The sequence below is a fragment of the Sphingomonas sp. genome, assembly GCA_019635535.1.
Classification (GTDB): Bacteria; Pseudomonadota; Alphaproteobacteria; order Sphingomonadales; family Sphingomonadaceae; genus Allosphingosinicella.
The window spans coordinates 531,729-546,436 of sequence record JAHBZH010000001.1 but is presented as its reverse complement, the minus strand read 5'-3'; the positions used below and the strand labels follow the sequence as shown (position 1 = coordinate 546,436).

The window sequence follows — 14,708 nt, the reverse complement described above, 5'->3', positions numbered from 1 at the left end:
CTATACCTTCTTGCTGTGGAGAATCTGCCCACGAAACCGGATCGACCACCGAAGTTCTACGCCTGCCGCGCAGCGGCCGAGAGGCGGGCGATCGTCTCGTCCCTGCCGATCAGTGGCAGCAGAGTCGCCATTTCCGGGCCGCTGTCCCGTCCGGTCAGTGCGCGGCGCAGCGGCAGGAACAACGGCTTGCCGACGCGGCCCGTCGCTTCCTTCAATCGGGTGACGAGCTGAAGCCATGGCGCGTCGCGCCAGTCGATCTCGGCAGCGGCATCGGCTGCGGTGGCGAGCAGCTCGCGATCTTCCGCCGCCACTTCATGCTCGACATGGCCGTGCAGGATGCCCCACCAGTCGGCGGCCTCGGCGACGGTGCTAAGATTCGGCCGAATCGCGATCCAGTCGTCCTCGTCCATCCCCGCCGGCAGCCGCGAAGCGACCCGTCCGAAGGGAAGCTGGTGAACGATCCGGGCGTTGAGCGCGGCCAGCTCGTCCAGGTCGAAGCGCGCCGGAGCGCGACCGAAGGTCGAAAAATCGACGCTTTCGATCAACGGCGCCGCATCGGCGAAGGGCTCGACGGGTTGGCTGGTGCCGATCCGCGCCAGCTGGGCGACCAGAGCTTCCGGCTCGATCCCGCTCTCGCGCATCGCCTCGACGCCGAGCGAGCCGAGCCGTTTGGAAAGCTTGCCTTCCGATCCGACCAGAAGCGCCTCGTGCGCGAAGGCCGGCGGCGCCGCGCCCAGGGCGGCGAACATCTGGAGTTGCAGGCCGGTATTGGTGACATGATCCTCGCCACGCACGACATGGGTCACGCTTATGTCGATATCATCGACGACGCTCGGCAGCATGTAGAGCCAGCTTCCGTCCTCGCGCCGGATGACGGGATCGCTGAGCAGGTGTGGGTCGAGCTGTTGGGGCCCGCGCACAAGGTCGTCCCAGGCGATCGGCACGTCGTGATCCAGCTTGAAGCGCCAGTGCGGCCGGCGGCCTTCGGCTTCCAGCGCGGCACGTTCGCCATCAGTCAGCGCCAGCGCCGCGCGGTCGTAGACCGGCGGGAGGCCGCGCCCCAGCAGCACCTTGCGCTTGAGATCGAGCTCCCGCGCGGTCTCGTAGGCGGGATAGGCCCGGCCCGCCTCGATCAGCCGCGCCAGCGCCGCCTCGTAAAGGCCGAACCGGTCCGACTGGCGATATTCCGCGTCCGGCGCCATGCCGAGCCAGGCGAGATCGGCGCGGATCGATTCGGCGAAGACCTCCTCGCTGCGCGCCCGGTCGGTGTCGTCGAGCCGCAGCAAAAAGCGCCCGCCATGGCGCCGCGCCCACAGCCAGTTGTGAAGGGCGGTGCGGATATTGCCGACATGGAGCCGGCCGGTCGGCGATGGCGCGAAGCGGGTGAAGACGTTCATGCTCCGCCGGCTCTATTCGTCGCCGCGTCGGCGGGCAACGCTCTTGCCATCGCGGCTTCGCGCCGTAAGAGGGCGGGACTTCCCCCCGCTGAGGATCGTTTCCGCATGAAGCTGATGTCGGGCAATTCGAACGCGCCGCTGGTCCAGGCGATTTCCAACTATCTCGAAATCCCGATCACCCAGGCGAGCGTCCGCCGCTTCGCCGACGAGGAGATTTTCGTCGAGATCCACGAAAATGTGCGCGGCGAGGACGTCTTCGTCGTCCAGTCCACCTCCTATCCCGCCAACGACAATCTGATGGAATTGCTGATCTGCATCGATGCGCTGCGGCGCGCGTCGGCCAAGCGGATCACCGCGGTGATGCCCTATTTCGGCTATGCCCGGCAGGATCGGAAGCCCGGCCCGCGCACCCCGATTTCGGCCAAGCTGGTCGCCAATCTGATCACCACGGCGGGCGCCAACCGGGTGTTGTCGGTCGATCTCCATGCCGGGCAGATTCAGGGCTTTTTCGATATCCCGACCGACAATCTCTATGCCGCGCCGGTCATGTCCGCCGATATCCAGGCACGCTTCTCGGGCAAGCCGATCACGGTCGTGTCGCCCGACGTGGGCGGCGTGGTCCGCGCCCGGGCGCTCGCCAAACGGCTCGATAACGCGCCGCTTGCCATCGTCGACAAGCGCCGCGAGAAGCCCGGCGAATCGGAGGTGATGAACATCATCGGCGATGTGGCGGGGCGCTTCTGCGTGCTGATCGACGACATCGTCGATTCGGCCGGCACCCTGTGCAACGCCGCCGCGGCGCTGAAGGAAGGCGGCGCGGAAGGCGTCGTCGCCTATTGCACCCATGGCGTGCTCTCCGGCGCGGCCGTTTCCCGCGTCGAAAGCTCGGTGCTGCACGAGCTCGTCATCACCGACTCGATCGCCGCCTATGAAGCGGCCGAGGCGACCGACAAGATCCGTCTCCTCACCATCGCCCCGCTGCTGGCCGAGGCGATCAAGCGCATCGCCGACGAAAGCTCCGTCTCCAGCCTGTTCGATTGAGCCGGGGAGAGCTGGCGTGACGGACAGAAGGGTCGTTTTCGACTTCGAAATCGACTTCTCGAACGGCGGCGGCATCCAGGGGCAGGATTTCCGGCTCGACATCGACGGCGACGACATTTCCGACGCGGCGCTGGCCGCCCATATCGTCGCCGACCTGCGGCTGCTGATGGTCGGCGCGGTGCGGATCACGCGCAAGAAGATCATCGAGGAGCGCCACAAGCGGACGGCGTCGCCGGCGCCTGGGGGAGCGACGGCGAGCGGCCGGCTCGTCGATCTCAGCCATGTGATCGAGGACGGGATGGTGACCTATAAGGGCCTCCCCGCGCCGATCATCTGCGACTGGCTGTCGCGCGAGGCCTCGCGGCAAAGCTATGCGCCGGGCACCGAGTTCCACATCGGCAAGATCGAGATGGCCGCCAATACCGGCACCTATATCGACACGCCCTTCCATCGCTATGCCGATGGTGCCGATCTGGCCTGCGTGCCGCTGGAGCCGATTGCCAACCTGCCGGGGCTGCTCGTGCGGGTGACTGGCATGCTGGAGCGCGCGATCGACTGGACGCATTTCGCCGCGAACGACGTGGCGGGCCGCGCCGTGCTGGTCCACACCGGCTGGGACCGGCACTGGCGGACCGACGCCTATTTCGAAGGCCATCCCTTCCTGACCCAGGCGGCCGCCGAATATCTGCGCGATCAGGGGGCCGTCCTGGTCGGCATCGATTCACTCAACATCGACGATGTCTCGGGCGGCGAGCGGCCGGTCCATTCGATGCTGCTCGGCGCCGGCATCCAGATCGTCGAGCACATGACCGGGCTTGGGCAATTGCCCGAATCGGGCTTCCGCTTCTTCGCGACGCCGCCCAAGGTGAAGGGCATGGGCACCTTCCCGGTTCGCGCCCATGCCGTGATCGACTGAGCGTGATCGCTATTTTCTGACCGGCGCGCCGATCGACCAGCGGAAGCCGAACGGGTCGCGCACCTGGCCGTAGCGGTCGCCCCAGAACTGGTCGGCGAGCGGGAAGACCTCGGTCGCGCCGGCCTCGAGCGCGCGGGCCCAGGCGGCGTCGGCGTCGGCGACCTGGAGATGGAGCGTCAGGCTGCCGGGCTCCGTCTCGCCGCCGCTATATTCGGGGAAATCGTCGTTGAGCATCAGATGGCCGCCATTGATCAGCAGATGGGCGTGCATGATTCGCTCGCCGTCCTCGGCCATGAACGGGTCCATCGCGGCCTCGGCGCCGAAGGCCCGCTTGTAGAAGTCGATCGCCTCCTTGGCGCGCTTGTCGCGGATGGTAAGATGGGCGGTCACCCCGCCGGTCGGACCCTGCTCTTCGTTCGCCATCGACTCGCTCCTTGCCAGACGCCCCTCGGCGGCTTATAGGCGCCCGCTTTCCAGAGTGTTGGAAGAATCGAACGGCCCGGCCATCAAGGGCTGCCGTGGCTGTTCTCAAACGTCGGCAAGCGCCGCAAGGAGACGAAAATGCCCAAGCTCAAGACCAAGAGCGGTGTGAAGAAGCGCTTCAAGCTCACCGCGACCGGCAAGGTGAAGCATGGGGTGGCCGGCAAGCGCCACCGGCTCATCAGCCACAATGCCAAATATATCCGCCAGAACCGCGGCACCGAAGTGCTCGCCGACGCCGATACAGCGCGGGTGAAGCTCTGGGCGCCCTACGGCCTGAAATAAGGAGGTTCTGACAGATGGCACGCATCAAGCGCGGCGTTACCACGCGCGCCAAGCACAAGCGGATCCTGGAGCAGGCGAAGGGCTATTACGGCCGCCGCAAGAACACGATCCGCATCGCCCGCCAGGCGGTCGAGAAGGCCGGCCAGTACGCCTATCGCGACCGCAAGGTGAAGAAGCGCAGCTTCCGCGGCCTGTGGATCCAGCGCATCAACGCCGGCGTCCGGGCCGAGGGGCTGACCTACAGCCAGTTCATGCACGGCCTGAAGCTGGCCGGCATCGAGCTGGACCGGAAGGTCCTCGCCGACATCGCGATGCACGAGGGCGATGCCTTCAGGGGCATCGTCGCGCAGGCGAAGGCGGCGCTCCCGGCCTGAGCCGGACCGCACGCACCGAACAAGCGAAAGGGCGCGGAGGGTTTTCCCTTCGCGCCCTTTCCTTTCGGCTCCTCTCCCGGGAGCTTAGTGCACCGTCTCGGTGGCGATCGAATAGCGGGTGGTCGCCGGATCGGTGCCGGGCCTGTAGGTCAGCCGCATCCATTCGCTGCGCGCCCGCCGCTCGTCGTCGAACGGGCCGATCATCGTCTCGCTGCCGGGGATGAGGGCGCGGAAGTCCGGCCCTTCATATTCCCCGCCGACGATCCAGTAGCGCATGGTCATCACGCGGCCTCCTTCCGGAATTGCGCGGTCTCGGTCGATTCGGCGAGCGCGGTGGTCGAGGCCTCGCCGCCCGCCAGCGTGGTCGCGACCAGATCGAAATAGCCGGTGCCGACTTCGCGCTGGTGGCGGGTCGCGGTATAGCCGTCCGCCTCGCTGGCGAACTCCGCCTGCTGGAGCTCGGAATAGGCCGCCATGCCGCGGTCCCGGTAGCCGCGCGCCAGCTCGAACATGCCGTGATTGAGCTGGTGGAAGCCCGCCAGCGTCACGAACTGGAACTTGTACCCCATCGCGCCCAGCTCGCGCTGGAATCTGGCGATGGTCTCCTTGTCGAGCTTGGCTTCCCAGTTGAAGCTGGGCGAGCAATTATAGGCCATCATCTTGCCCGGATGGGCCTTCTGGATCGCCTCGGCGAAGCGGCGGGCATCGTCCAGATTCGGATGGCTCGTCTCCCACCACAGCAGGTCGGCGTGGCTTGCGAAGGCGAGGCCGCGCTTGATGCAATGATCGACGCCGGTGCCTTCTTCCAAGCGGAAGAAGCCCTCGGGCGTGCGCTCGCCGGTCAGGAATTCATGGTCGCGCGCGTCGACGTCGGAGGTGATGAGCCTGGCGCTCTCCGCATCGGTGCGGGCGACGAGGATGGTGGGCACGCCGCACACATCCGCCGCCAGCCGGGCCGCGTCGAGATTGCGGATATGCGCCTGGGTCGGGATCAGCACCTTGCCGCCCAGATGGCCGCACTTCTTCTCGCTCGCGAGCTGGTCCTCGAAATGGACGCCGGCGGCGCCCGCCTCGATATAGGCCTTCATGATCTCGAAGCAGTTGAGCGGCCCGCCGAAGCCGGCCTCGGCATCGGCGACGATCGGGGCGAACCAGTCGCGTTGGGGACCGCCCTCCATATGCTCGATCTGGTCGGCGCGCTGCAGGGTGCGGTTGATCCGGCGGCACAACTCCGGGCCGGCATTGGCCGGGTAGAGCGACTGGTCCGGATACATGGCCCCGGCGGTGTTGGCGTCGGCCGCGACCTGCCAGCCACTGAGATAGATCGCCTTCAGCCCCGCGCGGACCATCTGCATCGCCTGGTTGCCGCTGAGGGCGCCCAGCGCGTTGATATAGTCCTCGGACTTCAGCAACTCCCACAGGCGGTTCGCGCCGCGCCGGGCAAGGCTGTGCTCGATCGCCACCGAGCCGCGCAGCCGCTCGACTTCGGCCGGTGTATAGGGCCGGGTGATGCCGTCGAAACGGCCGGTCGGGGCGGGGATCAGGTCGGCGAAATCGGTCATCCGGCGGTCCAAAAGTTAGTCAAAGGTTAGCCCAAGAACCACGGACCGGCCGGATCGGCACTCCGAAAGAGGTCATGGAGTCGCAAGATGACTTGCGACTTTTGTGAATTCATGACAATTATACAAATATGGCGGATCGGAAGCTCTACCTTGGCGGGCGCTTGCGCCGCCTGCGCCGCGAGCTGGGGCTGAACCAAAGCGCGATGGCCGCCGAGATCGGCGTGTCGCCCTCCTATCTCAACCATATGGAGCGCAACCAGCGCCCCGTGACAGCGCAGGTGCTGCTGCGCCTCAGCGAGACCTACGATCTCGATCTCAAGACTTTCGCGGCGGAGGGCGCGGACGGGACGGGGCCGGAGCAGTTGGGCGAGATTTTCGCCGATCCCATGTTCGCCGATATCGGCATTCCGCGCTACGAGCTGGTCGAGATCGCCAACAGCGCGCCCGCCGTGGCCGACGCCGTCTCACGCCTTTACGCGGCCTATGCGGAGATGCGGCGGCGCCCCGCGGACGGCGCGCCGGAGGCGCCGACCCTGACCCCGGAAAGCTGGGTGCGCGATCATATCCAGGCGCAGCGCAACCATTTCCCCTATCTGGAGGAGGCGGCCGAGACGCTGGCCGGCGCGCTCGGCGATCCGCTCGCCATCGCCGAACCGCTGCGGCGGCGGCTGAAGGAGGCGTTCGGGATCGAGGCGCGGGTGGTGCCGCCGGAATTGCTCGACGGGGCGAGCCAGCATTACGATCTGCACCGCAAGCGCCTGATGCTCTCGGCGCTGCTGCGCGGCGAGAGCCGGACCTTCGCCATCGCCTACCAGCTCGCTTTGGTCGAGTTCCGGCCGCTGCTGGAGCGGATGATCGCCGCCGCCGCGCCGCCGGACGCGCCGACCCGGCGGCTGCTCCACATGAGTCTCGCCAATTATGCGGCGGGCGCGATCATGATGCCCTATGCGCCCTTCCTGGCGGCCGCCGAGACGCATCTTTACGACATCGATCGCCTCTGCGCGGAATTCGGGGCGAGCGTCGAGCAGGTGGCGCATCGGCTGACCACGCTCGGGCGAAGCGGCGCGCGCGGCGTCCCCTTCTTCATGCTGCGCGTCGACTCGGCCGGGAATGTCTCGAAGCGCTTCGCCGGGGAAAGCTTCCCGTTCAGCCGCTTCGGCGGCACCTGCCCGCGCTGGAACCTGCACAGCGCCTTCCAGACGCCCGGCCGTGTCGTGACGCAGGTGGTCGAGACGCCCGACGGCCAGCGTTATTTCACCATCGCCTGCACGGTGGACCGCTCCGTCCGTCTCGATCCGCGCGAGGACAGCCAGCTCGCCATCGGCCTCGGCTGCGATCTCAAGCATGCAAACCGCATCGCCTACGCCGCCGGCCTCGACCTCGCCAGCCCCCACGTCACCCCGATCGGCCCCGCCTGCACCCTGTGCCCCCGCGCCCGCTGCCCCCAGCGCGCCGCCGCCCCGGCCGGTCGGACGCTGACCGTGCAGGAGACGCGCAAGACGATCTCGCCATTTCCGTTTCTGGGGGGATGACCAAGGATCGACGCCCGATATTGAAACCCCTTACGTCACCCCGGGCTTGACCCGGGGTCCCGCTTCTTTTCTGTTCGACGGATGGACGAGGGGCGGCGCGGCGGCTGGGTGTATATCATGGCGGACCGTTATCGCGGCGCCATGTATGTCGGAGTCACCTCCGATCTTGTCGTCCGCATCCATCAACACAGGAACGGGGATGGCTCAGACTTCTGTCGCCGCTATGGTCTCACCCGGCTCGTCTGGGCCGAGCGTGGCGCGGCGATCGAAGACTGCATCGCGCATGAAAAGCGCCTGAAGAAGTGGCGGCGCGCTTGGAAGTTCGAATTGATCGAGCACGCCAATCCGGATTGGCGAGACATGTATGACGCGATGATGTGATGCCGGTGAAAAGCGGGACCCCGGCTCAAGGCCGGGGTGACGGAAAGTTGCAGCGGCGGGCGAGATCTTGGGTCGAACGCTGACTCGGTCGCTCAGCGCTCAAGCGCGATGACAGACATCACCTCGATCGCATCCGCCTTCCCGCCAAAATCCGTGAAATCCCCAGGCCCCGCCCCGATCAGCGCCCGCGCCAGCGGGGCCGAAAACGCGATCTTCCCCACCGCAGGATCGGCCTCGTCGTCGCCGACGATGGCGAGGGTGCGTTCCTGACCGTTCAGGCGGAAGGTGACGCGGGTACCGAAGGCGACTTCGCCGTCGGGCGGCGGCGGGGCCAGTTCGGCGGTGGCGAGGCGGGTGCGCGAGTAGCGCAGGGTGCGTTGCTTGTCGGCCAGCGCGGTCTCTTCCGTCTCGGCGGCGATCTCGGCTTCGAGGGCCGCCACCATGTCCTCGGCCTGCTTGAGACCGGCGGCGGTGACGAGATTGGGGCCGGGCGGCAGCGGCAGCTCGAACCTCGGCTCCTTGTGCTCCTCATCGCTTTCGCGGCGGAAGGCGACGCTCATCTCTTCTCTCCGGACATGTTGCGGAGAGCTTAGCCGGGTTTCGGATGCGCCGCACCTGTCCGGGCGAGATCGCCGCTTCGTCCCTCAGGCCGAAAAGGAGAGATCGCCGCGCGGCCCCGTGTCCCGTTCGTCCTGCGGCCGGCCCGTGGCGTCCGCTGCCGCAGGGGATGCGCCCGGGCGCGGCAAGGCGGCGAGGCCGAGCAGATAGCCGATGATCGCGCTGCCGCCATAGCCCACCAAAGGCGTCGGATAATTGCCGAGCGCCGCCGCGGTGATCGAGGCCAGCCAGACCGCGCCGAAGACCGCATAGGTGCTGCGACGGGCGGGATCGCGGACGGCGCCGACGAGTGTGGGAACGACCAGCAGGAGCGATCCGGCAAGGACCGCCATGCCCGCCAGCGGGTGAACGGCGAAGGAGGAGAAGAAGATCTGATCCACATAGGGCATGGCGGGGGAGGCATCGGTCCGCCACAGCGCCACGGCGAATCCCGCCAGCGCCGCCACGAATGCGGCCCCCATGTTCAGGCCCGGCCGCATCAGGACCAACAAGCCGGTCCCCGCGAGCAGCGCGCCGGCCATCGCCCGGTCCGGCTGAAGCGCCAGCGCGCAGGCGGCGATGACGACCGCGACGGTCGCGGCTCCGTCCGGAGCGCGCGCGAAGCGCAGGGCCAGGACCGGCACGAACATGAGGCTTGGTTGCAGCGCCACGCCGCCGATCGACACCCAGCGCGCGGCGCCGTCCGCCGCGATGCCCCAGAGCGCGGTGGCGAGGAGGGCGAAGGCCAGCGCCAGCGGGACGATGCCGTGAACCAGCCGCCCCGTTCGCGGCATCGCGCCCAGCGCCGCGACGAGCGCGATGCCCAGCACGAGCGCGGCCCCGTTCATCACGAAATAAATGGGCGGTGCCCCCGCCGCCGCCAGATAGGCGAAGCCGAGGCCCACCGCGCCGGCCGCGCAGGCCAGTCCCACCAGGCGCGGGCGCAGGCCCGTCCCATCCGTCATCGACATGGCTTCGTCCTCCGGTTCGGATTGAGGGGTGTCGCGCGCGCCGATCCGCGCGGCATGAAAGGCGGCAGCTTCCCGGATCGCACATCCGAGGCAGCCGAGCGCGAAGCGAAACGCGGCGGACGAGGTCTCGATGCTTTCCTCTTCCGCGCGCATGGCCTTGCCCCAGTCGCGGAGCGGCGCAGGCAGCAGGGCCGCGGCAAGCCGGACGATCGACGCGGGCATCCGGCGGCTCATGCCAGCCCCTCCGAGAGCTTTGTCCCGCCAGCCGAGCCGAGCGGAGGATTCTCCAGGGCAAGCGCGCGCCCCGTCGACGTCAGCCGATAGGCGTGACGCGGCGGGCGGCCGGGCTCCGCCGGGCTCTGCCATTCTGCTTCCAGATAACCTTGCTTCTCCAGCCGGATCAGCAGCGGATACAACGTGCCGGATTTGATTCCCGCGCGCTGGCACAGGTCGTAGCCGTGCGCCCAGCGGCTGCCACTCTCCGCCAATATGGCAAGTAGGGCTCTGGCGTGAGGGGACAGGCTGCGGTTCCGGGTCACCGCATGATAAATCTATATAGGTAGAATTTAGTCAAGCGGTTTTCCTCCACCTCATACGGCACGCCGCCGATTGTTGGATACAAGTAGGATTTGGCCTGCCATGCTCACGCGCGACCCCGGCCTCGCTGTCGGGGCGATGGCTCTTTGAATATGCTGAAAATTTCGCCGCGCCGCCGGCTTCGTGGCCCCGCCAGAAACACCCCGACCCCGACAACTTTGTCAACTTAGCACTCTGCGGAGATTCGCCGGACAGCGACTCGCTGACGCCCTCTCCGCGCGCCCCGACTCGCAAAGGATCGCTCTTCCCTTTGTCTCCTATCCTCCTCTAGAGGCGGAGCATGACGAACGACCTTGAGAACATGACCGGCGAATGGCTCGCACGCGTCGAGGCGGCGGGCGATCTCGCGGCGCTGGAGGCGGAGCGGGTGGCCGCGCTCGGCAAGCAGGGGGCGGTGACGGGGCTGCTCAAGACGCTGGGCGGGATGTCGCCCGAGGAGCGGCAGAGCGCGGGGCCGCGCATCCACGCGCTGCGCGAGGCCGTCACCGGGGCGATCGCCGCGAAGAAGGAGGCGCTGGAAGGCGCCGAGCTGGAGCGGCGGCTGGCGACCGAGGGGCTGGACATGACGCTCCCGGTCGAGGCCGGCGGCGAGGGCAGCGTCCATCCGGTCAGCCAGGTGATGGACGAGCTGGCGGAGATTTTCGCCGATCTCGGTTTCTCGGTCGCGACCGGGCCGGAGATCGAGGACGACTGGCGCAACTTCACCGCGCTCAACATCCCCGAAAGCCATCCCGCGCGGGCGATGCACGACACCTTCTACTTCGATCGCACGGACGCGGACGGGCACAAGATGCTGCTGCGCACCCACACCTCGCCGGTGCAGATCCGCACGATGCAGTCGCAGGAGCCGCCGATCTACGTGATCGCGCCGGGGCGGACCTATCGCTCCGACAGCGACGCGACCCACACGCCGATGTTCCACCAAATCGAGGGGCTGGTGATCGACAAGGGGATCACGCTCGGTCATCTCAAATGGACGCTGGAGACCTTCCTCAAGGCCTTCTTCGAGCGCGACGACATCGTGCTGCGCCTGCGCCCGTCCTATTTCCCCTTCACCGAGCCTTCGGCCGAGGTGGACGTCGGCTATCGCCTTGAGAACGGCCGGCGCGTGCTGGGCGGCAGCGACCGCTGGATGGAGCTGCTCGGCTCCGGCATGGTCCACCCCCGGGTGATCGCCAATTGCGGGCTCGATCCCGACGAGTGGCAGGGCTTCGCCTTCGGTTGCGGCATCGATCGGCTCGCCATGCTGAAATACGGCATGGACGATCTGCGCGCCTTCTTCGACGGCGACCTGCGCTGGCTGCGCCATTACGGTTTCCGTGCACTCGACGTGCCCACGCTCAGCGGAGGAGTGGGGGCATGAAGTTCACTTTGTCGTGGCTGAAGGAGCATCTGGAAACGGATGCGAGCCTTGCCCAGGTGCTCGATGCGCTGACCGCGATCGGGCTTGAGGTGGAAGGCGTGGAAAATCCGGCCGAAAAGCTGGGTGCTTTCTGCGTCGCGAAGGTGCTGACCGCCGCGCCCCATCCGCAGGCGGACAAGCTGCAGGTGCTGACCGTCGATGCGGGCGACGGTCCCCTGCAGGTCGTCTGCGGCGCGCCCAATGCCCGCGCCGGCCTCGTCGGCGTGTTCGGGGCGCCGGGCGCGGTGGTGCCGGCCAATGGCATGGTGCTGAAGGTCGCCGCGATCCGCGGAGTCGAATCGAACGGCATGATGTGCTCGACCCGTGAGCTGGAGCTGGGCGAGGATCATGAGGGCATCATCGAGCTGCCCGCCGACGCGCCGGTGGGGACAAGCTTCGCCGATTATGCCGGGCTGGACGATCCGGTGATCGACATTTCGGTGACGCCCAACCGGCAGGACGCGATGGGCGTCCACGGCATCGCCCGCGATCTCGCCGCTGCCGGACTGGGGACTTTGAAGGCGGTCGAGGCGCCGGACATTCCCGGCACCTTCCCCTGCCCGATCGAGATCCGCACCGACGATCCCGCCGGCTGCCCGGCCTTTTACGGCCGCGTCGTGCGCGGTGTGACGAACGGGCCGTCGCCGGACTGGCTGCAACAGCGGCTGAAGGCGGTGGGGTTGAGGCCGATCAGCGCGCTGGTCGACATGACCAACTACATCATGCTGAGCTACGGCCGGCCGCTCCACGTCTACGATCTCGCCCGGTTGGACGGCGCGCTGGTGGCGCGGCGCGCGCGCGACGGCGAGGAGGTGCTGGCGCTCAACGGCAAGACCTACCGGCTCGATTCCAGCATCACGGTCATCGCGGACGACAAGGGCGCGGACGATATCGGCGGGATCATGGGTGGCGAGGCCAGCGGCGTCACCGAGACGACCACCGACATCGTCATCGAATGTGCCTATTTCGATCCGGAGCATATCGCGCTCGCCGGACAGAAGCTGGGCCTCACCTCGGACGCGCGCAGCCGCTTCGAGCGCGGCGTCGATCCCGCCTTCCTGGAGGCGGGTCTGCAGCTCGCCACGCAGATGGCGGTGGAGCTGGCCGGGGGCGAGCCCTCGCAGATCGTGCGGGCGGGCACCCCGCCGGTGCCGGACAAGGTGGTCGATTATCGTCCCGGGCGATGCCTGGATCTGGCCGGTGTCGATGTACCGGAGGATCGGCAGGCGCAGATATTGCAGCGGCTGGGCTTCACCGTGACGCGCGGCGATCCGTGGCGCGTTGCCGTGCCGAGCTGGCGGCGCGACATGGACGGCGCGGCCGACATCGTCGAGGAAGTGATTCGCATCGAAGGGCTGGACAAGGTGCCTTCCACGTCGCTGCCGCGCGCGCCGGGCGTGGCGCGGCCGACGGCCACGGCGGAGCAGCGGACCGAGCGCCGGGTGCGGCGCACGGCCGCCGCGCGCGGACTGAACGAGGCGGTGACGTGGAGCTTCATCTCCGAGGCTGAGGCGGCGCCGTTCGGCGGCGCGGCCTGGCTGCTCGCCAATCCGATCAGCGAGGAGATGAAGGCGATGCGGCCCTCGCTGCTGCCCGGCTTGCTCGGCGCGGCGCGGCGCAATCTGGCGCGCGGCGCGGAAGGCGTGCGGCTGTTCGAGGTCGGCCGGCGCTATCTGGACGAGGCGGAGCGGCCGACGGTCGGCATCGTGCTGGCGGGCGCGGCGGCGCGGCACTGGCGGCGGCCCGGCGCGCGCGGCCATGACGCCTATGACGCCAAGGCGGAGGCGCTGGCCCTGCTCGCGGCGGCGGGGGCGCCGGTCGACAATCTGCAGGTGCCGGGAGCGGCGTCCGACGTCTATCACCCGGGGCGCTCCGGCAAGCTGACCTTGGGGCCGAAGACGGTGCTGGCCGAATTCGGCGTGCTCCATCCGCGCGTGGCGAAAACCTTCGATCTCGACGGACCGGTGGTTGCCGCCGAAGTCTATCTCGACGCCATCCCGGCGAAGCGCGAGGTGGGCCGGATGCGCAGCGCCTATGCGCCGCCCGCGCTCCAGCCGGTCCGGCGCGATTTCGCTTTCCTGATGCCGGTCGAACTGGCGTCGGATCAGCTGCTGCGCGCCGTCAGGAATGCGGACAAAGCGGCGATCGTGGGAGCAAGCCTGTTCGACGTCTTCACCGGCGCGGGCGTGGGCGAAGGCCGGAAGAGCCTGGCCATCGAGGTGATCCTGCAACCGGCGGAGAAGAGCTTCACCGACGATGAGCTGAAAGGCATCTCGGAGAAGATCGTCGCGGCGGCGGAAAAGTTGGGGGCGAGCCTCAGAGGCTAGAGCTGTGTCCTGAGCGTCCACAGCTCCGGAAAGGCGCGCTTGCCGATCGTGGACTGGAGATATTTGACGCCGGCGGTGCCGCCGGTGCCGCGCTTGAAGCCGATCACGCGCTCGACCGTCACCGCATGCTTGTGGCGCCAGATGGCGAGCGCGTCGTCCACATCGACCAGCTTCTCGGCGAGCTGGTAGAAGCGCCACCATCGCTCCGTGTCGCGATAGACATCGGCCCAGGCGGCCTCCACATCGGGCGAAGGGGCATAAGGGCGCGTCCAGTCTCGCGCCAGCACCTCCGCCGGCAGTGTGAAGCCACCCCGGGCGAGGGCCGCATTGGCCTCGTCCCACAGGCTCGGCGCGGCGAGCGCCTCGGCCAGTGCCGCGTGCTCGGCGCTGCCCTCCGCCAGGAATTTGAGGTGGCCGGCATCCTTGAGCCCGAGCCGGAACTCGACCTGGCGGAACTGGGCGGACTGGAAACCGCTGGAGCCGCCGAGCACGCCGCGGAAAGTGAGATAGTCGGTGGGCGTGAGCGTCGCCAGCACGTCCCAGGACAATGTCATCACGCTCTGGATGCGCGACACGCGCGAGAGATTCTTGTGGACCTCGATCAGCTTGTCGGTGCGGATCAGCTCCACGGCGAGCTTCAGCTCGTGGATGATCTGCTTGAGCCACAGCTCCTTGGTCTGGTGGATGATGACGAAGAGCAGCTCGTCATGATGGTCCGAAATCGGATGCTGGGCGGTGAGCAGGGCGTCCAGCGTCAGATACTGGCCGTAGGTCATGTTTTCCGGATTAGTCATGGCCGGAACGTCTATCATGGCAACCGGGCGGGGCAAACGCGCGTTGCATATG

General features: G+C 67.8%; 16 protein-coding genes. 8 read left to right on the top strand and 8 right to left on the bottom strand.

Annotated elements, in window-relative coordinates; all coding sequences use genetic code 11:
* Positions 1-56: 56 nt before the first annotated feature.
* A complete protein-coding gene (locus tag KF780_02850; GenBank protein ID MBX3560730.1) occupies positions 57-1,397 on the bottom strand; it encodes a glutamate--tRNA ligase in 1,341 nt (446 codons plus the stop codon).
* 105 nt (positions 1,398-1,502) lie between these two features.
* Between KF780_02850 and KF780_02845 the strand changes: the two genes are divergently transcribed.
* Both KF780_02845 and KF780_02840 read left to right on the top strand, forming a co-directional pair.
* Positions 1,503-2,438 (top strand): ribose-phosphate pyrophosphokinase, encoded by a 936-nt coding sequence (locus KF780_02845; GenBank protein MBX3560729.1) that lies wholly within the window; start codon positions 1,503-1,505, stop codon positions 2,436-2,438.
* Positions 2,439-2,604: 166 nt separating this feature from the next.
* Positions 2,605-3,354, top strand: coding sequence for a cyclase family protein (locus tag KF780_02840; protein ID MBX3560728.1), 750 nt, complete (start codon positions 2,605-2,607; stop codon positions 3,352-3,354).
* Between the two features lie 9 nt (positions 3,355-3,363).
* On the opposite strand, the gene KF780_02835 is transcribed toward KF780_02840, so the two are convergent.
* Positions 3,364-3,777 (bottom strand): glyoxalase/bleomycin resistance/extradiol dioxygenase family protein, encoded by a 414-nt coding sequence (locus KF780_02835; protein MBX3560727.1) that lies wholly within the window; start codon positions 3,775-3,777, stop codon positions 3,364-3,366.
* A 138-nt stretch (positions 3,778-3,915) separates the two neighbouring features.
* Here KF780_02835 and rpmI point away from each other — a divergent pair, with 138 nt between their 5' ends.
* Both rpmI and rplT read left to right on the top strand, forming a co-directional pair.
* Entirely contained in the window at positions 3,916-4,119 is a 204-nt protein-coding gene (gene rpmI, locus KF780_02830) for a 50S ribosomal protein L35 (protein MBX3560726.1), read from the top strand.
* 14 nt (positions 4,120-4,133) lie between these two features.
* Positions 4,134-4,493 (top strand): 50S ribosomal protein L20, encoded by a 360-nt coding sequence (gene rplT / locus KF780_02825; GenBank protein MBX3560725.1) that lies wholly within the window; start codon positions 4,134-4,136, stop codon positions 4,491-4,493.
* Between the two features lie 84 nt (positions 4,494-4,577).
* Here the strand turns inward: rplT and KF780_02820 are convergent, their stop codons facing one another.
* Both KF780_02820 and aceA read right to left on the bottom strand, forming a co-directional pair.
* A complete protein-coding gene (locus tag KF780_02820; protein ID MBX3560724.1) occupies positions 4,578-4,775 on the bottom strand; it encodes a hypothetical protein in 198 nt (65 codons plus the stop codon).
* Positions 4,775-6,055, bottom strand: a complete 1,281-nt coding sequence (aceA, locus tag KF780_02815; GenBank protein ID MBX3560723.1) for an isocitrate lyase — start codon at positions 6,053-6,055, stop codon at positions 4,775-4,777. The genes KF780_02820 and aceA overlap by 1 nt, the downstream gene beginning before the upstream one ends.
* Before the next feature lie 128 nt (positions 6,056-6,183).
* Here aceA and KF780_02810 point away from each other — a divergent pair, with 128 nt between their 5' ends.
* On the top strand, positions 6,184-7,587 hold the full coding sequence (locus KF780_02810; GenBank protein MBX3560722.1) for a DUF2083 domain-containing protein: 1,404 nt from the start codon (positions 6,184-6,186) through the stop codon (positions 7,585-7,587).
* Positions 7,588-7,668: 81 nt separating this feature from the next.
* Positions 7,669-7,968: a GIY-YIG nuclease family protein gene (locus KF780_02805; GenBank protein MBX3560721.1), complete on the top strand. Its 300-nt coding sequence runs from the start codon at positions 7,669-7,671 to the stop codon at positions 7,966-7,968.
* 92 nt (positions 7,969-8,060) lie between these two features.
* On the opposite strand, the gene KF780_02800 is transcribed toward KF780_02805, so the two are convergent.
* The 3 genes from KF780_02800 to KF780_02790 all read right to left on the bottom strand — a co-directional run bounded on the left by KF780_02800 (position 8,061) and on the right by KF780_02790 (position 10,075).
* Complete coding sequence (locus KF780_02800) at positions 8,061-8,528, bottom strand: GreA/GreB family elongation factor (GenBank protein MBX3560720.1); 468 nt, start codon at positions 8,526-8,528, stop codon at positions 8,061-8,063.
* 84 nt (positions 8,529-8,612) lie between these two features.
* Positions 8,613-9,770, bottom strand: coding sequence for a hypothetical protein (locus KF780_02795; protein ID MBX3560719.1), 1,158 nt, complete (start codon positions 9,768-9,770; stop codon positions 8,613-8,615).
* A complete protein-coding gene (locus KF780_02790; protein ID MBX3560718.1) occupies positions 9,767-10,075 on the bottom strand; it encodes a helix-turn-helix transcriptional regulator in 309 nt (102 codons plus the stop codon). The genes KF780_02795 and KF780_02790 overlap by 4 nt, the downstream gene beginning before the upstream one ends.
* Positions 10,076-10,413: 338 nt before the next feature.
* On the opposite strand from KF780_02790, the gene pheS reads away from it, so the two are divergent.
* Positions 10,414-11,496, top strand: a complete 1,083-nt coding sequence (pheS, locus tag KF780_02785; GenBank protein ID MBX3560717.1) for a phenylalanine--tRNA ligase subunit alpha — start codon at positions 10,414-10,416, stop codon at positions 11,494-11,496.
* On the top strand, positions 11,493-13,862 hold the full coding sequence (gene pheT / locus KF780_02780) for a phenylalanine--tRNA ligase subunit beta (protein ID MBX3560716.1): 2,370 nt from the start codon (positions 11,493-11,495) through the stop codon (positions 13,860-13,862). Before pheS ends, pheT begins: the two co-directional genes overlap by 4 nt.
* Here the strand turns inward: pheT and KF780_02775 are convergent.
* Positions 13,859-14,656: a tryptophan 2,3-dioxygenase gene (locus KF780_02775; GenBank protein ID MBX3560715.1), complete on the bottom strand. Its 798-nt coding sequence runs from the start codon at positions 14,654-14,656 to the stop codon at positions 13,859-13,861. The genes pheT and KF780_02775 overlap by 4 nt on opposite strands.
* Between the last annotated feature and the right edge of the window lie 52 nt (positions 14,657-14,708).